Below are 23,231 nucleotides of genomic sequence, written 5' to 3' on the forward strand. Positions count from 1 at the left end.
AAGTTGCCTATGGGAACTGAGGAAATAGAAAAGGCAGTTGCTTAACTGCCTTAGAAGCTCAGTGATCAGCTATGCTGTCGCTGAGTAGTTCACTATTTCCCACCAAATAAGGTAGTAATGGGTTCACTTGAATTTTTTCGTTTTCGAAGTAGGGCCATAATAAGCATCCCGGATACCAAGCTTATAGCTAGCATACCAAACATTAAACGATCACTTTTACGATAGTGGTGGTTAGCAAATCCTGTCAATGTCGACTTCTCAAAGGTAATTCTGAGAAAGCCCATTAAGTGATTATCTTTAATAATTGGCTCAATCAATTGTTGGCGACCAATACCATCAATAGAGAGTGGTGTATTTAAGCCTGTAATTTGAGAGGCTGTCAGCGCGTTATCACTTTTAGCTAATACCACACCTTCTGCGTCATAAATAGTGGCATCAAACACAAGAGGCTCTTTGGCTAAATTGTTAGTTAGTTGCAGTAAGCCTTCATGATTTTCTTGCTTAATATTATCGACAGAAAAGAGTGCAGCTTGGCGGACCATGGTACGGCTAATATCTTGTAACTGTTTATTTTGAATGACTTGGTTGCTATCACTGATCACGGTACTGTTGATTAAGATAAAGTAACTGAATGCGACAAGAGAAACGAGCATTAGGCCTTTTATGACAAAGTTTTGAGAAAGCATCGTGATTACCACGCAAATTAGAATGAGGGAATTATACTCAATTTACAGAAAAATAGCATTTTATGTCGTTTGACCCTTGCTCATCTGCTCAGCAATCGGTATTTTTGATTTAGGATTAATAAGGATACGGATCATGGATATGATAGCCCCATTTATAATTAAGAAAAACATACCTTTATTGAAGCGCTTTTCATCGACGCTAGACATAACTCAACTTGATATAAAGCAAACAGGTTGGATAGTGTATGGATATCATTTATCACCAGAACATTTTCAAAACATCGACTTCTTCGTTGGTGTGTCACCCAAAATTATAGCGACTTGGAAAGTCGGTCATTACGAAGTTGCAGCCGTCGCAGGTGCAATAACGTCTGAGCACAAAACTATTCTTGATGCTTTAGAGCTTGATTATGCCGAAGTGAAAGATATTCCAGATTTATCAAAACCAGGGATTATTTTGTTTGATATGGACTCTACCGCAATAGAAATAGAGTGCATTGATGAAATAGCAAAACTCGCAGGTGTTGGTAAAGAAGTCTCGGAAGTCACTGAGCGTGCAATGCAAGGTGAACTCGACTTTAAAGAAAGTTTACTCCAGCGTGTAGGTACTCTTGAAGGTGCAGATGAGTCAATATTAGCTCAAGTAAAATCATCACTTCCGTTTATGCCTGAAATTAGAGAGTTGGTTGCTACCATGCATCAATACGGTTGGAAGCCAGCAATTGCCTCGGGTGGTTTTACTTATTTCTCTGATTATCTTAAAGAAGAGTTAAATTTAGTTCATGCTCAATCTAATCAATTAGAGATTGTGAACGGAAAACTGACGGGAAAAGTTCTTGGTGACATTGTCAGTGCAGAAACTAAAGCTGATATTTTAGTTGAGCTAGCCGATAAATATGACATTGAGATAAGTAATACTGTCGCAGTCGGTGATGGTGCGAATGATTTAGTGATGATGGCTGCCGCGGGTCTTGGTATTGCTTATCATGCAAAGCCTAAAGTTCAAGAGCAAGCACAGAGTGCTGTGCGTTATGCGGATTTAGGAGGAGTCGTCTGTATTCTATCTGCGTCTCTTCTGCTTAATAAAAAATTGAGTTGGTAAGTTAATATCTTATGAAAAAGGTCATTCAAATAGATATTGAATGACCTCCTACCTTTCAATAATTACCCTAGCTCTAAACGAATCAACACTTCATCAGTAACATCGGCTATTTCACCACAACCCACAATGCTGGATAGCTCATCTTCTAATGCTCTTGCATAGTGAATAGCATATTGAGCTAGTTGACTTAGTTCGACTTCAGAGGTGGTGGATAATGGTTTTTTAACTGCCGTTGTTGTTACTCGTATCGCTAAAAATTCACCGTGTTCTTTTGCTTTTTTGATAAACGTTAAACGGTCATTGTAAGACGTGAACTCTTGCAACATACGGCTGACCACCGATTTTATTTGTCCACTTTTAATTACAACAGCAAGATAAATCTCATGATGATGTGATCGCTGATTTGCTGGTGTTTTAAGTGGTTCAACAAGCAATTGACGAACACGTGATTTAAAAATAGGTTCTACATTTAGGCCTTGTTCATCCCCTAAATGTTGCCAAATTTTATTTAGTTTATTAAGTGGAAAGTTAACCCCAATACAACGGATCTTGACTTGATGATTGTCTTTTTCGATAAAAAACGGTGTCGTTGTTAGTTTATTAAGCAGCAATTGATGCATGATTTTCAGCATGTCCATGGATGGCAGTTGCTCGTAATCCATAGGGAGTTTTTCAATGTTATGCTGAATTAAACGGTTTAAAAAGGCTTTGCTCTTTTGTGTTTTTAAGCTGTCTTCAATATGCAATTGAGCATTAAGATTATTAGATGCGACTTTGAGTACATGATAGCCAATACGACTTAATGGTGTGTTTTTATCTAAATTTTGTAAATCATTGAATGTAATTTTCACATCGGATTTTTTGGTCAATTGTACGGGCTTATCCAATTGAATGGAGAGGCCGTTAGTCGATATATCTAAGGTTCTACCTGTAATATCCCCAAGTTGTGGGTGATGTAAGGTGATTAACGTTTGATAATTGAATCTAGGTTCGGTTCTACGCGGTGCTGAATCAAAATAGAGCGGGCGCGCTGTACTGATTGGTGACGTCGCATGACGATATGGATTCAATTCTTTAGGAGCAAGGTTTGGCTTATCACTTAAGAGGTAGTCTTTTTGTGTTTCTGGTAAGCTTATTTCAGTTAAAATCCCCATGTGAGTGAGCGTTTCTAGAACCCCTTCCATTTCTGGTGCTACTGTTAGTAATCGTTCTTTGTCTCCTTTTTCTAATTCAAAAAGTGAAAGGCGAATAACTTTCCAGCTCTTTCTTTTTGCGCCAATGTGCCAAAATAATTGGCGTTCTTCTTGAGTACCCTCAGAGGACATCATGGAATAGAAAAGCTCTCGATCTTCATGATCATGCTTAAAACTATAGAAATGGGTACGGCTGGCTTTTAGTCCTGGTTTTGTTAAAAACTGCATGCGTTCAGCTTTGAACAGGTGATTGATTACCGGTTGATTTCTCTCATCATGCCAATGTTTCCATAACGATTCGTTATGATCGGTAATAATGGAATATTTTAAAGTATCCCCTGAGAAAAATAGAGGGATATTGGTGGTATGCCTTAAAAAACAGTGTTCGTAGCCTTGCGTACGAGCTCGAAGAACTTGGTCTTTTTGATCATGCTGAGTTCGACGTTTGTTTTTATTTAACTTTTCATCAATGGCTGTGGCGATAACATCATGATTGGCTTCCATTTTAAGTCGTAGCCAACGATAACTGTCATTTTCTTCACTGTCGTGAACACCAAGAATACGATAAGGAAAATCACCATTTAACTCTTTTATACCAGTATCTTTAGCAAGAGTTGGAAAGCTGACTTGAATGATTTTACCTAGATCATATTCGAATGCTGTAGGTACTTTTATTCTAGCCCCTGAAGACGAAAGATCACTACTGGTACCGTGAATGAGGTTGCCGTTAGGGAGCAGAACCGTTACTTGTGTTGACATACGTAAGCGGTTTTCACTGCGAGTAAGATAGTGGCCAAAACGGACTAATTTTGCTTTAAAGATATTATCGTCATTTTTATTCTCAGATGAGGACGTTAATTCTTTGTTTTTATGCAATACGCGAAAATTATTTCGTGTATTGGTCAAGGCTTCCCGTACACCTTCGGTATAGCGCCCAAAACGCTTTATACTTTTGTGATAGGTATTGATTGCGACATCATCTAGCCAATGAGTATAGCCATCTAATTCATATTGATGGCATTGTCCTTTTACTCGACCGCGTAAATCAATATTTTTTTTACAAGGCGTCATAATGCGCTTCAATTCAATCTTGACGATTAAATGAATCGAAGGGTGTTCATGTGCCATGACTTGACCGCAAACTAATTCAAAATCAGGTTCGCCAAAGACTGGAATAAGTTGATTTACGTAGCTTTGATATTCTTCTTGCTGCATGATTTCTGGTACAGTAATAACAATCTAATGGGTTTATCGGCAGAGTTGCTAAAATAGTTAACATGATGTGTTAACGAGTAATACCCACGACTTTAAATAACATTTATATCGGTGATATATGGCAAAAGCAAAACGTGCCTACGTTTGTAATGATTGTGGCGCAGACTTTCCTCGTTGGCAAGGACAGTGTAGTGCTTGTGGGGCGTGGAACACGATAACAGAAGTAAGATTAGCTGCTTCTCCACAAGTTGCTCGAAATGAACGCTTGGTTGGGTATGCGGGTTCTAGTTCTGAATCTGAAGTTCAAGCGTTATCAAGTATTGATCTACAAGAAGTCCCTAGGTTTAGTAGTACTTTTAAAGAGTTCGACCGTGTGTTGGGTGGTGGAATCGTACCTGGTGCGGCAATTTTAATTGGTGGTAACCCTGGTGCGGGTAAATCAACACTGTTGTTGCAAACTATGTGTCGATTGGCTGCTGAAATGCCAACGTTATATGTTACGGGTGAAGAATCGTTGCAGCAAGTCGCGATGAGAGCGTCACGTCTTGGTTTGCCAAAAGATAATTTAAAAATGTTGTCTGAAACAAGCATTGATCGGATCTGTCAAATTGCAGACAAAGAAAAACCTAAGATTATGGTCATTGACTCGATTCAAGTGATGCATGTTGATGATGTTCAATCTTCTCCGGGGAGTGTTTCTCAAGTTCGAGAATCTGCAACGACGTTAACTCGTTATGCAAAACGAAATAACGTCTCTATTTTCCTTGTGGGGCACGTAACTAAAGACGGTTCGTTGGCTGGACCAAAAGTACTAGAGCATATAATTGACTGTTCAGTATTACTTGATGGCAGTGCTGATAGCCGTTTCAGAACATTGCGCTGTAATAAAAACCGTTTTGGTGCTGTGAACGAATTGGGTGTATTTGCAATGACAGGGCAGGGATTAAAAGAGGTTAGTAATCCATCGGCTATTTTTCTCTCTCGTGGTGAAGAAGAAACATCAGGCAGTTCTGTGATGGTGGTATGGGAAGGAACTCGACCTTTGTTGGTCGAAATACAAGCGTTGGTGGACTATTCTCAATTATCAAATCCTCGTCGTGTATCTGTTGGTTTAGATCAAAATAGATTATCTATGTTACTGGCTGTGTTGCATAAACATGGTGGGTTACAAATGGCTGATCAAGATGTCTTTGTCAATGTCGTTGGTGGGGTCAAAGTGACAGAAACCAGTGCCGATTTAGCATTAATAACGGCGTTATTGTCTAGTTTTAAAGAGCGCCCACTACCAAAAGATGTGGTGGTTTTTGGTGAAGTTGGACTTGCTGGAGAGATCCGTCCTGTTCCTAGTGGTCAAGAGCGTCTAATGGAAGCTTACAAGCACGGTTTTAAACGTGCGATAGTCCCTGCTGCTAATATGCCTAAAGGCGGTATTGAAGGCATGCAAATACATGGTGTGAAGAAATTATCAGAGGCAATTGATGCCTTTAATGAACTATAATCGATAATAATTACGAATTTGCACTATTCTTTGTATTTTAAATTGTGTAAATTCGACTATAATTTGCCATAGCAGAAAGTAAGCAGGGGCTAATTGGGCTAAATTCTATCCAAAAATAGAACAAAGCATATACCAATTGGCCGTTTATGTTATACTCTGCGCGCATTTTCTATCCTATTAATAGAGTAAAACAATGACTGATTTATCTAAATACAGAAATATTGGTATTTTCGCGCACGTTGATGCGGGTAAAACTACCACAACTGAGCGTATCCTAAAACTTACTGGTCAGATCCACAAAACTGGTGAAGTTCATGATGGCGAATCAACGACTGACTTCATGGAACAGGAAGCTGAGCGCGGAATTACTATCCAATCAGCAGCTGTAAGTTGTTTCTGGAAAGATCACCGTTTTAACGTTATCGATACTCCTGGACACGTTGACTTCACAGTTGAAGTTTATCGTTCTCTTAAAGTACTTGACGGTGGTATCGGTGTATTCTGTGGTTCTGGTGGTGTTGAACCTCAATCAGAAACTAACTGGCGTTACGCGAACGAATCAGAAGTTGCACGTATCATTTTCGTTAACAAACTAGACCGTATGGGTGCTGATTTCTTCCGTGTTATCAAGCAAACAGAAACAGTACTAGCTGCTAACCCACTGATCATGGTTCTACCAATCGGTATTGAAGAAGATTTCGTTGGTGTTGTTGACCTTCTAACTCGTAAAGCATATGTTTGGGATGACTCTGGTCTTCCTGAAAACTACGAAATCACTGATGTCCCTGCGGATATGGTTGATCAAGTAGAAGAATACCGTGAGATGCTAGTTGAAACTGCTGTTGAGCAAGACGACGATCTAATGGAAGCTTACATGGAAGGTGAAGAACCGACTGTTGAGCAACTAAAAATGTGTATCCGTAAGGGTACTCGCACAATGGATTTCTTCCCTGCTTTCTGTGGTTCTGCGTTTAAGAACAAAGGTATGCAGCTAATCCTTGATGCTGTTGTTGATTACCTACCTTCTCCAACAGAAGTAGATCCTCAACCTCTTATGAATGAAGAAGGCGAAGAAACAGGCGAACACGCTATCGTTTCTGTAGACGAAACATTTAAAGCGCTAGCATTCAAAATCATGGATGACCGTTTTGGTGCCCTAACTTTCGTTCGTATTTACTCTGGTAAATTGAACAAAGGCGATACAATTCTTAACTCATTCACAGGTAAAACTGAGCGTGTTGGCCGTATGGTTGAGATGCAAGCGAATGACCGTAATGAATTAACTTACGCACAAGCTGGTGATATCATCGCTATCGTGGGTATGAAAAACGTGCAAACTGGTCACACTCTTTGTGATCCTAAACACGCAGTAACGCTTGAGCCAATGGTTTTCCCTGTACCAGTAATCTCAATCTCAGTAACACCTAAAGATAAAGGCAGTACTGAGAAAATGGGTATTGCTATCGGTAAAATGGTTGCAGAAGATCCATCTTTCCAAGTTGAAACTGACGAAGAAACTGGCGAAACAATCCTTAAAGGTATGGGTGAACTTCACCTAGACATTAAAGTTGATATCCTTCGTCGTACATACGGTGTAGACCTTGCTGTAGGTCAACCTCAAGTTGCTTACCGTGAAACTATTACTCAACTTGTTGAAGATAGCTACACGCATAAGAAACAATCTGGTGGTTCTGGTCAGTTCGGTAAGATCGATTACATCATGAAACCAGGCGAAGTTGGTTCAGGCTTCTCATTCAAGTCTTCTGTAGTGGGCGGTAACGTTCCTAAAGAATTCTGGCCTGCAATCGAGAAAGGCTTCAAAGGCATGATGGATACTGGTGTTCTTGCTGGTTTCCCTGTTCTTGATGTTGAAATCGAACTTCTTGACGGTGGCTTCCACGCAGTCGATTCATCTGCAGTAGCATTTGAAATCGCAGCGAAAGGCGCATTCCGTCAATCTATGCCTAAAGCGGGTGCACAACTTCTAGAACCAATCATGGCTGTAGATGTGTTCACTCCTGATGATCACGTTGGTGATGTAATCGGTGACCTTAACCGTCGTCGTGGCATGATCAAAGACCAAATGGCTGGCGTAACAGGTGTTCGTGTTAAAGCTGACATTCCTCTTTCAGAAATGTTTGGTTACATCGGTTCTCTACGTACAATGACTTCTGGTCGTGGTCAGTTCTCTATGGAGTTCTCACACTACGCACCTTGTCCAATGAACGTTGCTGAGCAAGTAATCATTGCAGTTAAAGAAGCTAACGCTAAGAAGTAATTCTGGCTAACGCTCTTTAATTAAAAAAGCCCCGCAAGTTTACTTGCGGGGCTTTTTATTTTTAAGCTATTTAATATCAGATTATACGCCGAGCTAGTCGATATTATTTTGCTGCTCTTTCTTTATGGCGTTGAAGTTTTAAGTAGATATTCTCTACACGAACTCGTGCCCATTCTGTTTTACGTAAAAACTTCAAACTTGATTTAATGGTTGGATCAGATTTAAAACAGTTAATGTTAACCATGTAGCTTAATTCTTCCCACCCATAATGCTCAACCAATTCAGTTAAGATCCCTTGCAGGGTTACACCGTGAAGCGGGTTGTTTTGCTGTGTCATAATATCGCCATTTTTCTTGAGTTAATGTAAGTATAACATTCTGACTAGAGTAGTCATAAAAAATGGGAGCACTTAGGCTCCCACTTGTATTTTTATTATGTAATCTATTAGTTCACTAGGCGGTATTGAGAGTTATTCCCAGATTACTTTTTTATCTTTAGGCCAGGTTGAAGCAAAATCATGGTATTTTTTCTCTAAAATATGACGTTTTATTTTTAATGTTGGCGTCAAAATACCATTTTCAATACTCCAAGGTTCTTTGATCATTAGTATGCCTTTTAATTTCTCGTGAGACTCTAATCCTTTATTTATGGTTTCTAAATTTTTAAGGGCCGTTCTTTCATAACGATCTTGATCAAAATTAAGGTACGAGTGTGGGACCGCTAATAAAATAGGGCCGGGTAAACCAGAGCCAATCAAGCACATCATCTCCAAGTTGCTAAGATCAAAAATGCGCTTTTCAATAGGAACGGGAGCAACAAATTTCCCTTTTGCTGTTTTGAATGTGTCCTTTTTACGGCCTTGGATCGTTAAGAATCCTTCTGAATCAATAGAACCAATATCTCCCGTATATAGCCAACCTTCTTTATTAAACGTTTCAGCAGTGGCTTCATCATTTTTATAATAACCTGCAAAAAGACCGTCACCGCGAACTAAAATTTCTTCATCCCCTGCGATCTTTAATTCAACGCCTGGGCCGGCAGAACCAACAGTACCCACTTTATCTGAACGGTAAGGGTGGTTGAGAGTGCTATACGCAAAAGTTTCAGTCATTCCCCATGCTTCAGTAATATTTAGACCAATACTTTCATACCATTTTAATAGGCCAGCAGAGACGGGGGCAGAACCACAACCAAGAACTCTGGCTTTATCTAACCCTAAGCCATCAGCCAATTTACGTCTTATAATTCCGTTGATAAATGGGATTTTAAGTAGAATAGATAGTTTTCGTTGAGGTAATTTATCTTGAATACGCTGCTGAAATACCGTCCATAATCGAGGGACTGAAATAAATAGCGTTGGACGATGCATTTTTACATCATCAATAAAAGTATCTAAAGATTCGGGAAAGGCAGTTTGGATCCCACCAAAGAATGCTGAACCTAATATGTAAACTCGCTCAGTAATGTGTGCAAGAGGTAAATAAGAAAACAGTCGGTCATCTGGAAGCATGCCAATATGATTAACTAAATGTTTTGATGAACGGCTAAAACCACCAAAGGTCAGCATGGCCCCTTTTGGTAATCCTGATGTTCCTGATGTGTACACAATAGACATTAACGTATTGTCATTATGTTCAGGTCTGAAATTTGAGGGCTGATGTTCTTTAAGTAGAGTTTCAAATTGATATTGGCATTGAGCAGCTGAATCGTAGTCAAAAGCGATAGTGGAAAGTTGAGGGAGTTTTTTTATTACTTGTGTTGTCGCTTCATTATTATCGAGTTTTCCGACAATTAGGGCCTTACTTCCGCTGTGAGTAAGGCAATGTTCAATCGTATCCAATCCTGCGGTTGGAAAAATAGGAACACTGACAAAATCCCCAAGCATTAAGGCTAAATCAGTAATAAACCATTCTGCACAATTTTTAGAAATTAATGCAACCTTGTCTTTTGGTTGTATGCCAAGTTTTTGTAATGAGGTAACCAGTCGCAATGCTTTATCTACGACTTCTGAAAAAGTGTAATCAACAAAGCGTCTTTCTTTTATTTGACGAAGAAAAATAGAATTTGGTTTTTTTTCAGCCCACTCAAGCATAGCCTCATGAGGCAGTTGTGGGTTGGTATTATGATCGAATAATGATTGGGTCATAGCGGCATCCTGCAATTTATTGTTCTTATTTGTTGTTAAATTTATGTTAAGTAAAAAGCCTTTTGAGTAAATAGTCAAATTCAGTTAAAAATAATGAGAGGTGGTTTTTTCTATGGAGGTAAATAGTCCTCTATATAAATAAGATAGGAAAGAATAAACAGAAGGAAAAGGGGACGTATAAAAAAGGCAATAGCATTGACGTTATTGCCTTACTTAAGGAGGTAAGGGGGGGGGGGAATTATAAAAGCGCTTTTAGGCGATATAATTCTTCCAATGCTTGGCGTGGAGATAAATCATCAGGATTCACTTTTGCCAATGCTTCTTCAACTTCACTTGGCTCAGGAATAAGAGATAATTGATGCTCTTGTTTTACTTGAGTCGCAGTTAATGATTGGTTTTTAGGTTGAGAATTTTCAAGTTGTTGAAGTTTTTGTTTTGCTTTTTTGATGACTGTTTTGGGTACGCCAGCAAGCGAAGCAACGGCAAGTCCGTAAGATTTATTTGCCGCACCATCTTGAACTGCATGCATAAAGGCAATTTCATCACCGTGCTCTACTGCGTCTAAATGTACATTAGCTAAACCATTAAATAGATTAGGTAATTCAGTTAATTCAAAGTAATGCGTAGCAAATAGCGTCATCGCATTAATTTTTGTGGCTAGCCATTCAGCACTTGCCCAAGCGAGAGATAGGCCATCATAAGTACTGGTGCCGCGACCAATTTCATCCATAAGAACTAAACTGTGTTTAGTCGCATTATGGAGGATATTTGCAGTCTCAGTCATTTCAACCATAAATGTTGAGCGTCCAGAAGCGAGATCATCGGATGCCCCAATTCGGGTAAAAATACGATCTAACATACCTATTTTTGCTGAGTCAGCAGGGACATAACAACCAACGTGAGCCATTAGGGAAATTAATGCTGTTTGGCGCATATACGTTGATTTACCACCCATATTTGGCCCCGTAATGATTAACATTTTTCGGTTATCATTTAAATCTATTGGGTTAGCAATAAACGGCGCGCTCATTACTTGCTCAACAACAGGGTGACGACCACCTTCAATTTTCATCCCTATATCTGATGATAATGTTGGGCGACAATAATTTAAGGTATCAGCACGCTCAGCAAGATTACTTAACACGTCTAATTCAGAAATAGCATTGGCCATTAATTGAAGTTGCTCTAAATGTGGCAGGAGTTGATCAAATAATTCTTCCCACAGTTTTTTCTCTATCGCTAGTGCTTTGGATTTTGAACTTAGAACTTTGTCTTCATGTTCTTTTAGCTCAGGAATAATGTAACGTTCTGCATTTTTTAGCGTTTGACGACGAACATAGTGCGCAGGAGCTTTATGGCTTTGCCCTTTGCTTATTTGAATATAAAAACCATGAACATTGTTATAGCCGACTTTTAGGGTGTCGATATCATGACGTTCACGTTCTTCTTTTTCTAATTTGTCTAAGAATTGGGCTGCACCGTTAGCGAGATCTCGCCATTGGTCTAATTCTTCATTGTAACCATCGGCTAATACACCACCGTCACGAATAACAACGGGAGGATTCTCTTTTACTGCTCGTTCTAATAACTCACAGATTGAATCAATAGGTTGAGCGAGTGAGGCTAAAGCTAATAGGTGATTTTGTTGAAACTCTTGAGCCGTTTGTGCTAACTCGGGTAATTGCTGTAATGCATTACGTAAACGAGCGAGATCTCTAGGGCGTGCTGAACGTAATGCTAAACGAGCTAAAATACGTTCTACATCACCAATGTTTTTAAGTTGTAGGGAAAGTTCACTAAATAAGCCACTCTCTTTCAGTTCACCAATGGCATCAAGGCGTTGGTTTAAGATGTCATGAGTTCGAATTGGTTGATGTAACCAGCGTTTTAAAAGACGGCTGCCCATTGCGGTTGATGTGTAATCGAGAACTTCTGATAACGTGTTGTTAAAGCCGCCGGATAAGTTTTGAGTGATCTCTAGGTTACGGCGAGTAGAGGCATCTAAAATAACAGAGTCGTCTTGGTTATCCATTACGATAGAACGAATGTGCGGTAAGGTTGTACGTTGTGTGTCTTTTACGTATTGGATTAAACAACCAGCAGCACATAATCCAAATTCAGCCTTTTCAACACCGAAGCCAATAAGGTCGCGAGTACCAAACTGTTGGTTCAATTGTTGTTTAGCCGTTTCTAACTCAAATTCCCATACTGGACGGCGACGGTTGCCGCTGCGTTTTTCTAATAAATGAACAGGTTCGAAATCTTCACTAAACAAAAGTTCGGTAGGCGCTGTGCGTTGTAACTCAGCAAGCATTGATTCTTCAGTGTTTGGTTCTGAAACTTTAAATCGACCAGAAGTAATGTCCAATGTGGCATAGCCAAATTTACCTTTGTGATGGTAAATAGCGGCAATCAGGTTATCAAAGCGTTCAGGAAGAAGAGCTTCATCCGTTACAGTGCCCGGAGTTACAATGCGAACCACTTTACGCTCTACAGGACCTTTACTGGTCGCGGGGTCGCCTATTTGCTCACAGATAGCAACTGATTCGCCTTGCTGAACTAATTTTGCTAAATAACCTTCAACGGCATGATAAGGAAGCCCTGCCATTGGAATTGGCTCGCCCGCTGAAGAACCTCGTTTAGTTAAAGAAATCTCAAGTAGTTGAGACGCTCGCTTGGCATCATCATAGAAAAGTTCATAAAAATCGCCCATACGATAGAACAGTAAGATATCTGGGTTTTCAGATTTTAAACGCAAGTACTGTTGCATCATAGGGGTATGTTTTTCAGTTGATTTTATTGCCACAACGAGACCTAATAGATGGAGATAATATTTGTCGTTAAGAATACGTGAATCAAGGCGGCAATCAAAGATAGAATGAATAAAATTCGAATCAAGATGGAAAGAATCTAATGGATATGGCGAAAAATACGCAACTCGCACAGAAAGTTGGCGCACTGTTAATGCAACAGGGAAAAACAATGGCCTGTGCAGAATCTTGTACTGGTGGTGGTGTGGCTTTTTGTGCGACAGAAAATGCAGGCAGTTCAGTGTGGTTTGAGCGGGGATTTGTTACTTATAGTAACGAAGCAAAGCAAGAGTCATTAGGTGTTAGTTTAGATACGTTAAGTGCTTTTGGTGCGGTAAGTGAAGCGGTAGTCAAAGAGATGGCAATAGGGACGTTACGCAACAGTCATGCCGATATTAGTGTGTCAGTTAGTGGTATTGCCGGCCCCGGTGGAGCAACAGAAGGAAAGCCTGTTGGAACCGTCTGTTTTGGTTTTGCAGATACAACCAATTGGCATCAAGAAACTACTGTGTATTTTACCGGTAATCGTAGTGAAGTAAGGCAAAGTGCGATCGAATATGCATTTATTACAATAAAGGATAGATTGGAAAAATTAAATTAATTCAGTTGGTTATGTTTGTTTTTTATGACGATTTTATGGAAAAATAAGAAAAAACACCACAAGCCTATAGACACTGTATGAATAGACAGTATACTACTGGTCATTAACTGATTTAGTGATCTAGAATTCTGGAGAATCAAATGGACGATAACAAGAAAAAAGCACTGGCCGCAGCATTAGGTCAAATTGAAAAACAATTTGGTAAAGGTTCAATCATGAAGTTGGGCGATAACCGCACAATGGATGTTGAAACTGTGTCTACTGGTTCTTTATCTCTTGATATTGCCCTAGGTGCTGGCGGTTTACCAATGGGACGTATCGTAGAAATCTACGGTCCTGAATCATCAGGTAAAACAACACTAACTTTGGAAGCGATTGCTCAAGCACAAAAAGCAGGTAAAACCTGCGCATTTATCGATGCGGAGCATGCACTAGACCCTATCTACGCTCAAAAACTGGGTGTTGATATTGACCAATTATTATGTTCTCAACCGGATACTGGTGAGCAAGCATTAGAAATCGTTGATGCATTAGCTCGTTCAGGTGCTGTTGATGTTATTGTTGTCGATTCAGTAGCGGCTCTAACGCCGAAAGCTGAAATTGAAGGCGAAATGGGCGATAGCCACATGGGTCTTCAAGCGCGTATGTTGTCTCAAGCAATGCGTAAGTTAACGGGTAACTTAAAACAATCAAATTGTATGTGTATCTTCATTAACCAAATTCGTATGAAAATTGGTGTAATGTTTGGTAACCCAGAAACAACGACGGGTGGTAATGCACTTAAGTTCTACGCTTCTGTTCGTCTAGATATTCGCCGTACTGGTGCAGTAAAAGATGGCGATGAAGTGGTTGGTAATGAAACTCGAATTAAAGTCGTTAAAAATAAAATTGCAGCGCCATTTAAACAAGCAGAAACTCAAATTCTGTATGGTAAAGGCTTTAACCGTGAAGGTGAGTTAATTGATTTAGGTGTTAAGCACCAATTAGTAGATAAAGCAGGTGCTTGGTATAGCTACAATGGCGATAAGATCGGCCAAGGTAAAGCGAATGCATCTAAATTTATGCGAGAAAATCCAGAAATCGGCGCTGAACTGGATAAGAAATTACGTGAAATGCTACTGGTTCCAGTAGAAGATAAGCCTGAAACCACTGATAATAAAGTTGAAGAAGAAAACGAAGAATTTTAATATTTTTTCTGAATGAATCCAAAATAACAAAGCGGTTCTGTCGACCCTGTAAATAATTCTGTGTAATTACCATTTACAGATGTTTTTTCAAACGGTCTTCAAATTCGATTATAAACCGATTCATAGCTGCTCTCCAACTATGGATTGGTTTCGACCACTTTTTCGAAGCCGCTTTAATCGCAAGGTATATCACTTTTTTTGCTGAATCATCACTTGGAAATACCTTACGGTTTTTAATAGCTTTACGGATAACGCTATTGAGTGATTCAATGGCGTTCGTTGTATAAATCGCTTTTCTGATATCTTTAGGATATCTGAAAAACGTATTCAAGTTCTCCCAATTACTTATCCATGATTTTGATATTTGAGGATATTTACAATCCCACTTTTCTGAGAAGGCATCACGTTCCACTAATGCTATATCTTCAGTATCAGCTTGATAAATCCGCTTTAGATCTGCCGTTACTGCGTTGTAATATTTCCAGGATACAAACCTAAGTGAATTCCTTATCATATGAACAATACAGAGCTGAATATGGGTTTCTGGATAAACAGTATTGATTGCATCTGGAAAGCCCTTCAAGCCGTCTACACAAGCGATTAAAATGTCTTCAACGCTTCGATTCTGTAACTCTGCTAATACATTAAGCCAAAATTTAGCGCCTTCATTCTCTGCAAACCATAAACCTAGCAACTCCTTTTCACCATCAAGATTAATTGCTAAAGCGAGGAATACGGCTTTGTTAATAACACGGTTATCTTGGCTTATTTTAACGACAATACAGTCTAAATAAACAATCGGGTAGATGCTATCTAGTGTTCTATTTTACCACTCGTTTATAGTAACTTTTGAAATAAGGGTTGCCGAAATATCAGCGTTGTACATTTCTTTAAATGAATCAACGATATCTCTGGTTGTCATGCCTCTGGCATAAAGACTCAGGATCTTATCATCCATCGACGTAAAGCGAGTTTGATTTTTTTTGAATAACTGAGGTTCAAAGCTACCATCACGATCCCTTGGAGTATCAAGTTCAAATTGGCCATCTTCGGTTTTCAGAGTCTTAGAGGAATGACCGTTCCTGTAATTTACGGAGGCATTCTTCTGATTTTTTGCATAACCAAGGTGTTCGTCTAGCTCCGCATTGAGCGCAGCTTCAATGGTGATCTTAGTTAGCATTTGACTAAAATCGATGAGATCTTGTTGGGATTTCAAGCCTTTTGCAGCTTCTTTAGCAAAGGCTTCAAGTTCTTGCTTTGTCATAATTACCTATCCTTAAATATGATTAAGTTAATGATAGGCAATTACACAGATTTTAGGACAGGGTCAAAATTATAGATTCACTGAACTACAGAATTATCTTTTACTAATAATAAATGTGTCTACACTTTCATCATTAGTGCCTTTAGAACGAATTACACCTGTAATGTATTCATTATTTTTACCGTTAATGGAAGCAAACAATGCACCATATGTCCCTGTCCCCTTTTCAATAACTGAAGCGATAATTTCACCACTATTACTATTAATATCTAAATTAATACACTCGTAAATATTCAGTTTGTTTTTAGACGATACGTGACATGTTTTTGCTTTTAAATCCATAACAATAAAATAATCACTAGATATTAAGCTATCTTTTGCTCTATACCAGTTATACCTTCCCGCATATTCTGAATCATAACTGTTACGACTATCAAAGCTATTTCTTACACCCAGCAAATAAAGTGTATTTATCATAGTACCAGAACAATTAACCTCACACTCAACACGACTGTATTGAATTTTACTGACAAAACTTGAAAGTACACCATCTGAATGTGATTCAATCGTTTTATCTACTACACTATTAGCATCTAAAAATTGAGAATTGTGATAACCACTAACTTTAATATTATTATTTACTAGACTAACAACAATTGAATCATCTCCACCTGTATATAAGTTGATATCATCTTCACTAACTTGTTCACTAACTCGTTCACCATTCATAAAACTAAGGTTAAACTTAGCAAGAGTAATTTCATTATAATTCGCGTTAAAGTCAACTGTGGAGTCAACAATATGAAATGTGTTATCTACTTCTGTATTATCACTATCGTTGTCAATTTCCGTTTGTTTTACAATTACACCATTAGTGATATTAAACCAAGTTGTTATGACTTTTTTTGAATTTTTAGTCTCTTCAATAGTCTCAAACTTACCTGTATTATAAGTAATGCTTCCTATTTCCTTCTGAACTAAGCCAAGATATTTAGCAGTTACTTTTGTCGGTACAGTAACTATTTGACGTAAAGAACTATCAAATATAGTGACATTAAAAACTTTACTACTTTCCTGACCATTTTTTAAATTAAAATCAAACTGAATATATTTATTATTGTAATTTAAGGTTTTATATTCGCCGTCATTGTATAAAACACTACCATCAACTTTAATTATTAATTTATTTTTCACATCAACTATATAATTTTCAGAATAAATATCATTATTTACATCTTTATAGTTTAATTTATGAGAAATTTTATCTTCATATTCTGAATTTTGGTTTAATATATGAATATTACGTTCATATAATTGATTACTTGCATTCGTTCCAATATATTTTATATCGGCAGTACCGTTTTGATACATATCAACATTGAAAAATGTCAAAGCTATGTCTTTTGGATCGACATCGTCTGGTTGAACATCTGGTTTAACAGTTTCTGACATCTTCGGTTTTTCCGAATCATCGTTACCACAACCAACCAAAGATAGAACACCTAACAATACAATTATATTACGCATAAAACATACTCTAATAAGGGTTAATTTAAAACATTACAGCATAAATATAATGTATTGGAAAATGTTATGTTTGTGGGCATTTATGATTGCAACTTTTCTGGAAATTAGTTATCAAACCTAAATGTGTATCATTTTGTATCCTTATTTATGAATTTTTCTGATTTCCAATACCCAAAAGATATGATCCTGCAAGTTGTTCGTAATTACGTTTCTTATAAATTAAGCCACCGTGACATTGAAGAAATATTTACTGAGCGAGGTATTGAAGCTGGCCATCCCACATACAATCGTTGGGTTATTCGATTTGCTCCGAAAATTGAAATGAAGGCTAGATAGAAAAAGCGTGCAGTCTCTCGTTCATAGAGAATGAATGTGATGAGGATGCAGCTAGGGCCTTTCTAAGGAAAATTTTTACTATCAACGATTTACCTTAGCATCATGTTAACTTAACTCGTTGTTATGTTATTTAGGTGCTTTAATGTTGAGTATGATAGATGTTGTCGATGTTAAATGTCGAAATAATATTTTTGAGCAAAGTAACCGTCCAATAAAACAGAAGATGGTTCAGGTATTAGGTTGAAAATCCGAAACAGGTACTTTAGCTACGATGGCTGGGCGAGAAGCATAGACGATGATTAAACGAGGACAAATTATTGGAGATGACTCGTTGCCAGTATGAGATCGCTTTTACGCGCTCGCAGCATAATCGTGTCTGGAATTTGGCACGTTTGTACTTAACTAAAACTTTGCGACAGAACTTTTTTACGTCTATCGAAAGAGATGGTTTCGATCAAAAATAGAATTATTTCTCTTTCCGTATTTGTTCGTCTGTCGTTATCTGTATTTCATTTTCATTTGCGTATACAATATCCGAAATTCTGTCTTAAAAACACTGCTTGTCTTCAATGAGTACAAGAGTGAGTTAACTACGATTCAATCAGGAATATCCACATGTATATGAGCACTGACGAAGTCCGCCGTGCATTCCTTGCTTTTTTTGAAAGCAAAGGGCACCAAATTGTTGAGAGTTCTTCTCTAGTTCCAGCGAATGATCCAACTCTTTTATTCACCAATGCAGGTATGAACCAGTTTAAGGATTGTTTCCTTGGTTCTGAAAAGCGAAGCTATACTCGTGCAACTACTGCTCAGCGTTGTGTTCGTGCTGGTGGTAAGCATAACGATTTAGAAAACGTAGGCTTTACTGCTCGTCACCATACGTTCTTTGAAATGCTAGGTAATTTCAGCTTTGGTGATTACTTCAAGCAAGATGCAATCAAATATGCATGGGAATTCTTAACTGAGCGTCTAGAGCTTCCTGCTGACCGTCTATTAGTGACTATCTATGAAACAGATGACGAAGCGTTTGAGATCTGGAATAAAGAAATGGGTATTCCAGCTGATCGCATCGTTCGTATTGGTGATAACAAAGGCGCACCTTATGCATCTGATAACTTCTGGCAGATGGGTGATACGGGCCCTTGTGGTCCTTGTACTGAGATTTTTTATGATCACGGTGAGCACATTTGGGGTGGCCGTCCAGGTTCTCCTGAAGAAGATGGCGACCGTTTCATTGAGATCTGGAACAACGTTTTCATGCAATTCAATCGTCTAGCTGATGGCACAATGGAGCCTCTTCCAAAACCATCAGTAGATACAGGTATGGGTATTGAGCGTATCGCTGCAATTATGCAAGGTGTACATTCAAACTATGAAATTGATATCTTCCAAACACTAATTAAAGAAACGGCAAAAGTCGTTGGTTATGATGATCTTTCAAACCAATCTTTACGTGTAGTTGCTGATCATATTCGTTCTTGTTCTTATTTAATCGTTGATGGTGTTATGCCATCAAACGAAGGCCGTGGTTACGTATTACGTCGTATTATCCGTCGTGCAGTACGTCACGGTAATAAACTAGGTGCTAAAGGTTCTTACTTCTATAAATTAGTTGGACCATTGGCCGAAATCATGGGTACGGCTGGCGAAGAGCTTAAAAAGCAACAAGCACTAGTAGAGAAAGTACTTAAAATTGAAGAAGAGAACTTTGTTCGTACGCTTGAGCGTGGCATGGTAATTCTAAACGACGCATTAGATAACCTTGAAGGCACAGTTCTTGATGGTGAAACTGTATTTAAACTTTATGATACGTACGGCTTCCCGGCTGATTTAACTAATGATGTTGCTCGTGAACGTGAATTAACTATCGATGAAGATGGTTTTGAAAAAGCGATGGAAGAACAGCGTCAACGTGCTCGTGAAGCTGGTCAATTTGGTACTGATTATAATGCAGTTATTAAGGTTGAATCTGAAACGGTATTCCACGGTTATGATTCTACTGAAGCAAAAGCAACAGTATTAGAAATTTTCCGTGAAGGCGAAGCGGTTGAAACGCTTTCTGCTGGTGATGACGCGATTCTAATTTTAGATGTTACGCCATTCTATGCTGAGTCAGGTGGTCAATCTGGTGATGCTGGTATTATCACAGTAGAAGCGGGTAAATTTGTTGTTACCGATACTCAAAAAGTAGGTAATGCAATTGGTCACCACGGTAAGTTAGTTGAAGGTGTATTATCAACTGCTGATAGTGCAATGGCTCAAGTTGATGAAGAGCGTCGTACTGCGATTACTTTAAATCACTCAGCTACGCATTTATTACACGCAGCACTTCGTGAAGTATTAGGCGAACATGTCACTCAAAAAGGGTCATTAGTTAAAGCTGAAGGCTTGCGCTTTGACTTCTCTAATCTTGAAGGTGTTAAAGCTGAAGAGTTACGTCAAGTTGAGCGTATTGTTAACCAACAAGTGCGTTTAAATCATGAGATTGAAACTAACTTAATGGACGTTGATGCTGCGAAAGAAAAAGGCGCAATGGCTCTATTTGGTGAGAAGTACGATGATGAAGTTCGTGTTCTTTCTATGGGTGAATTCTCTACTGAGTTATGTGGTGGTATTCACGCATCAAGCACGGGTGATATTGGTCTATTTAAAATCACTTCAGAAGGCGGCATAGCCGCTGGTATTCGTCGTATTGAGGCGGTTACTGGTGAAGCTGCACTTGATGCAATTGAAGCTCAACAAAAAGCGGCAGATAAAAAACTGACTGAAGCCGTATCAAAAGCGAAGCAACTTGAAAAAGAGATTCAATTACTTCAAGAAAAAATCGCGGTTTCTGAAAGCGCAAATATCATGGGTAAATTGCAAGAAATTGCAGGTACTAAGGTATTAATTGCAGCCCTAGATGATGCAGATAGTAAGAACTTACGCTCCATGGTTGATAATGCTAAAAATCAAATTGGTAGCGGCGTTGTTTTATTAGCTAATGTTTCAAACGGAAAAGTAAGTTTGATTGCTGGTGTAACTAAAGATCTTATTGGTCAAGTTAAAGCTGGCGAATTAGTTAATATGGTTGCACAACAAGTTGGTGGTAAAGGCGGCGGTCGTCCAGATATGGCTCAAGCCGGCGGTACTGATGCACAAGCGTTACCAGCAGCGCTTGCTTCTGTTGAAGCTTGGCTAACTGAGCGTCTGTAATAGGTCATATCAGTGGCATTAATCGTACAAAAATACGGTGGTACATCAGTTGGGTCCGTAGAACGGATCCAATCTGTTTCTGAACGTATCATATCAACACAGCAGCAAGGGCATGATGTCGTTGTTGCTGTTTCAGCTATGGCGGGTGAAACTAATCGCCTAATGAGTTTAGCAAATCAAATCAGTGAGGTTCCAGAACCTCGAGAATTAGATATGCTTCTTTCTGCTGGAGAACAAGTTTCTATTGCGCTATTAGCTATGTCTTTAACCCAAAAGGGTATCAAAGCGATCTCTTTAACGGCTGACCAAGCAGGGATCCAGACAAATAGTGTCTTTAATGACGCAACGATTGAGCATATTGAAACGGAGTTAATCACTCAGTGGTTAACTAAGGGATATGTAGTGATTGTGGCTGGATTTCAAGGGCGTGATGTCACAGGTAATATCACCACGTTAGGCCGAGGTGGCTCTGATACCACAGCTGTTGCTTTAGCTGCGGCATTGAATGCGGATGAGTGTCAGATCTTTACGGATGTTGATGGCGTTTATTCTTCAGATCCTCGCTTTGTATCTAATACTCGCCGTTTAAAAGAAGTGTCTTTTTCTGATATGCATGTATTAGCTAAGTCAGGTGCTAAAGTATTGCAAGAGCACTCTGTGGCACATGCTTGGAAAGCTGCAGTGACTTTGCGTGTTTTATCCTCTTTTGAGGATGGAGAGGGTACGCTTATTTGTGCAGAACCCTCGAAGCGTAAAGATGTAACAGGATTAGCCTTAAAACAAGACCTACTGCTTATAGAATGCAAAAATTTATTAGACGATGAGTTAGTTGAACTGCGTAAACAGTACAGGGTGTTAGTTGAAAGACGTGATTGTTTTCAAATTGTTGTGCCAAAAGCAACTTTTTTACAATTGAAACTGGTATTTAATACAAAAATACGCAATATTAGTAGCTTATCAATTCTGACATTAGTCGGAGATAATGTTGAAGGGATGGCAGAGTCTGCTTGCAATCAACTGGTCGTGAATAATATTGATATTTATCAATGTCATACAGAGACGAAAAGTGTGTCAGTTATCGTGAATCAAGCTGATTTACAACGAGCGGCAGAAATTTTACATAAAACGTTTGTTATTACAGAGCAATCACAAGATAATAACCTTATGATCGCTGTTTCTTGAGCAGAGACGTTTATGAAAATAAGCGATAACCGACAATACATACATTTATTATAATACTGAGATAACTCAAGGAGCATTCGAATGCTAATTTTGACTCGCCGTGTAGGTGAAACTCTAATGATTGGTGACGAAGTAACAGTTACTGTACTAGGCGTTAAAGGCAATCAAGTACGTATTGGTGTTAACGCACCTAAAGAAGTATCTGTACACCGTGAAGAGATTTATATGCGCATTCAAGCGGAAAAAGGAACACCTGCTGCTTCACAAGGTAACTTTTAATTCGTATGAATTAGGCTGACATTGTCAGCCTTGTTTATTTTAGTTGTGTTAGTTTAGCTAAAATAAACAGAAAATAGAGGTGCAAACTACGAATAACGTTTTATTTTTGTTCATTTTGGTTGTTTCATAGGCTGTTGAGCAAAAAGCGTTGTTTTTTACTTAAAAAGTCATTGACATATTTTTGGTAAACCGTAATATGTGCCTCCTCAACACGGTGAGGTGGCCGAGAGGCTGAAGGCGCTCCCCTGCTAAGGGAGTATGTGGTTTATAGCCGCATCGAGGGTTCGAATCCCTCCTTCACCACCATATTGATTTGTATTGATTATTTATAATCAGTATAAATAAAAAGAATTATTGTGCGCTAGTAGCTCAGCTGGATAGAGTACTTGGCTACGAACCAGGCGGTCGGAGGTTCGAATCCTTCCTGGCGCACCATTCTTTTATTGGTAGATTTATTTACCAATAGTAATAATTGTTTGCAGACAGTTATTTTAGTGAGTTAAAAAACGGTGAGGTGGCCGAGAGGCTGAAGGCGCTCCCCTGCTAAGGGAGTATGTGGTTTATAGCCGCATCGAGGGTTCGAATCCCTCCTTCACCACCATATTGATTTGTATTGATTATTTATAATCAGTATAAATAAAAAGAATTATTGTGCGCTAGTAGCTCAGCTGGATAGAGTACTTGGCTACGAACCAGGCGGTCGGAGGTTCGAATCCTTCCTGGCGCACCATT

General features: G+C 38.8%; 15 protein-coding genes, 4 tRNA genes and 1 pseudogene. 13 read left to right on the plus strand and 7 right to left on the minus strand.

Translation table 11 applies throughout. The features are described 5' to 3' along the window. Positions 1 to 92 precede the first annotated feature (92 nt). Complete coding sequence (locus Q1K78_RS14435; RefSeq protein ID WP_300180279.1) at positions 93 to 686, minus strand: AhpA/YtjB family protein; 594 nt, start codon at positions 684 to 686, stop codon at positions 93 to 95. A 133-nt stretch (positions 687 to 819) separates the two neighbouring features. Between Q1K78_RS14435 and serB the strand changes: the two genes are divergently transcribed. Beyond that, a complete protein-coding gene (serB, locus tag Q1K78_RS14440) occupies positions 820 to 1,788 on the plus strand; it encodes a phosphoserine phosphatase (RefSeq protein ID WP_300180282.1) in 969 nt (322 codons plus the stop codon). A 62-nt stretch (positions 1,789 to 1,850) separates the two neighbouring features. Here the strand turns inward: serB and Q1K78_RS14445 are convergent, their stop codons facing one another. Then, positions 1,851 to 4,196 carry a PilZ domain-containing protein gene (locus Q1K78_RS14445; protein WP_300180285.1) on the minus strand — a complete coding sequence of 782 codons (2,346 nt, stop codon included), beginning with the start codon at positions 4,194 to 4,196 and terminating at the stop codon, positions 1,851 to 1,853. 118 nt (positions 4,197 to 4,314) lie between these two features. Between Q1K78_RS14445 and radA the strand changes: the two genes are divergently transcribed. Both radA and fusA read left to right on the plus strand, forming a co-directional pair. Beyond that, on the plus strand, positions 4,315 to 5,694 hold the full coding sequence (gene radA / locus Q1K78_RS14450; protein WP_300180288.1) for a DNA repair protein RadA: 1,380 nt from the start codon (positions 4,315 to 4,317) through the stop codon (positions 5,692 to 5,694). A gap of 193 nt (positions 5,695 to 5,887) precedes the next feature. Further along, positions 5,888 to 7,972, plus strand: a complete 2,085-nt coding sequence (gene fusA / locus Q1K78_RS14455) for an elongation factor G (protein ID WP_300180291.1) — start codon at positions 5,888 to 5,890, stop codon at positions 7,970 to 7,972. A 103-nt stretch (positions 7,973 to 8,075) separates the two neighbouring features. Here the strand turns inward: fusA and Q1K78_RS14460 are convergent, their stop codons facing one another. From Q1K78_RS14460 to mutS, 3 genes are all read right to left on the minus strand, one after another. Then, complete coding sequence (locus tag Q1K78_RS14460; RefSeq protein ID WP_300180294.1) at positions 8,076 to 8,309, minus strand: VF530 family protein; 234 nt, start codon at positions 8,307 to 8,309, stop codon at positions 8,076 to 8,078. A 132-nt stretch (positions 8,310 to 8,441) separates the two neighbouring features. Beyond that, the gene (locus Q1K78_RS14465; RefSeq protein ID WP_300180297.1) at positions 8,442 to 10,118 is read right to left on the minus strand and encodes an AMP-binding protein; all 1,677 of its coding nucleotides are present in this window, start codon (positions 10,116 to 10,118) and stop codon (positions 8,442 to 8,444) included. 238 nt (positions 10,119 to 10,356) lie between these two features. After that, positions 10,357 to 12,918 carry a DNA mismatch repair protein MutS gene (mutS, locus tag Q1K78_RS14470; RefSeq protein WP_300180327.1) on the minus strand — a complete coding sequence of 854 codons (2,562 nt, stop codon included), beginning with the start codon at positions 12,916 to 12,918 and terminating at the stop codon, positions 10,357 to 10,359. A gap of 113 nt (positions 12,919 to 13,031) precedes the next feature. Between mutS and Q1K78_RS14475 the strand changes: the two genes are divergently transcribed. Continuing rightward, the gene (locus Q1K78_RS14475; RefSeq protein ID WP_300180300.1) at positions 13,032 to 13,529 is read left to right on the plus strand and encodes a nicotinamide-nucleotide amidohydrolase family protein; all 498 of its coding nucleotides are present in this window, start codon (positions 13,032 to 13,034) and stop codon (positions 13,527 to 13,529) included. 140 nt (positions 13,530 to 13,669) lie between these two features. Further along, the gene (gene recA, locus Q1K78_RS14480) at positions 13,670 to 14,716 is read left to right on the plus strand and encodes a recombinase RecA (RefSeq protein ID WP_300180303.1); all 1,047 of its coding nucleotides are present in this window, start codon (positions 13,670 to 13,672) and stop codon (positions 14,714 to 14,716) included. Positions 14,717 to 14,789: 73 nt separating this feature from the next. Here recA and Q1K78_RS14485 read toward each other — a convergent pair. Further along, positions 14,790 to 15,980: pseudogene (locus Q1K78_RS14485) on the minus strand (IS256 family transposase). Between the two features lie 93 nt (positions 15,981 to 16,073). Next, positions 16,074 to 17,507, minus strand: coding sequence for a hypothetical protein (locus tag Q1K78_RS14490; RefSeq protein ID WP_300180306.1), 1,434 nt, complete (start codon positions 17,505 to 17,507; stop codon positions 16,074 to 16,076). Positions 17,508 to 17,654: 147 nt separating this feature from the next. Between Q1K78_RS14490 and Q1K78_RS14495 the strand changes: the two genes are divergently transcribed. The 8 genes from Q1K78_RS14495 (at position 17,655) to Q1K78_RS14530 (ending at position 23,229) form a co-directional block, all read left to right on the plus strand. Beyond that, positions 17,655 to 17,843, plus strand: coding sequence for a hypothetical protein (locus Q1K78_RS14495; protein ID WP_300180309.1), 189 nt, complete (start codon positions 17,655 to 17,657; stop codon positions 17,841 to 17,843). Positions 17,844 to 18,458: 615 nt separating this feature from the next. Beyond that, positions 18,459 to 21,038: an alanine--tRNA ligase gene (alaS, locus tag Q1K78_RS14500; RefSeq protein WP_300180312.1), complete on the plus strand. Its 2,580-nt coding sequence runs from the start codon at positions 18,459 to 18,461 to the stop codon at positions 21,036 to 21,038. 12 nt (positions 21,039 to 21,050) lie between these two features. Then, entirely contained in the window at positions 21,051 to 22,220 is a 1,170-nt protein-coding gene (locus Q1K78_RS14505; RefSeq protein WP_300180315.1) for an aspartate kinase, read from the plus strand. A gap of 81 nt (positions 22,221 to 22,301) precedes the next feature. Then, positions 22,302 to 22,499, plus strand: coding sequence for a carbon storage regulator CsrA (csrA, locus tag Q1K78_RS14510; RefSeq protein WP_005417777.1), 198 nt, complete (start codon positions 22,302 to 22,304; stop codon positions 22,497 to 22,499). A 213-nt stretch (positions 22,500 to 22,712) separates the two neighbouring features. Beyond that, positions 22,713 to 22,805: transfer RNA gene (locus Q1K78_RS14515), tRNA-Ser, on the plus strand. Positions 22,806 to 22,857: 52 nt separating this feature from the next. Next, a tRNA-Arg gene (locus tag Q1K78_RS14520) sits at positions 22,858 to 22,934 on the plus strand. A gap of 73 nt (positions 22,935 to 23,007) precedes the next feature. Then, positions 23,008 to 23,100, plus strand: a tRNA-Ser gene (locus tag Q1K78_RS14525). Between the two features lie 52 nt (positions 23,101 to 23,152). Next, a tRNA-Arg gene (locus tag Q1K78_RS14530) sits at positions 23,153 to 23,229 on the plus strand. The last annotated feature ends 2 nt before the right edge of the window (positions 23,230 to 23,231 follow it).

The organism is uncultured Aliivibrio sp. (assembly GCF_946479765.1).
Taxonomy (GTDB): Bacteria; Pseudomonadota; Gammaproteobacteria; order Enterobacterales; family Vibrionaceae; genus Aliivibrio.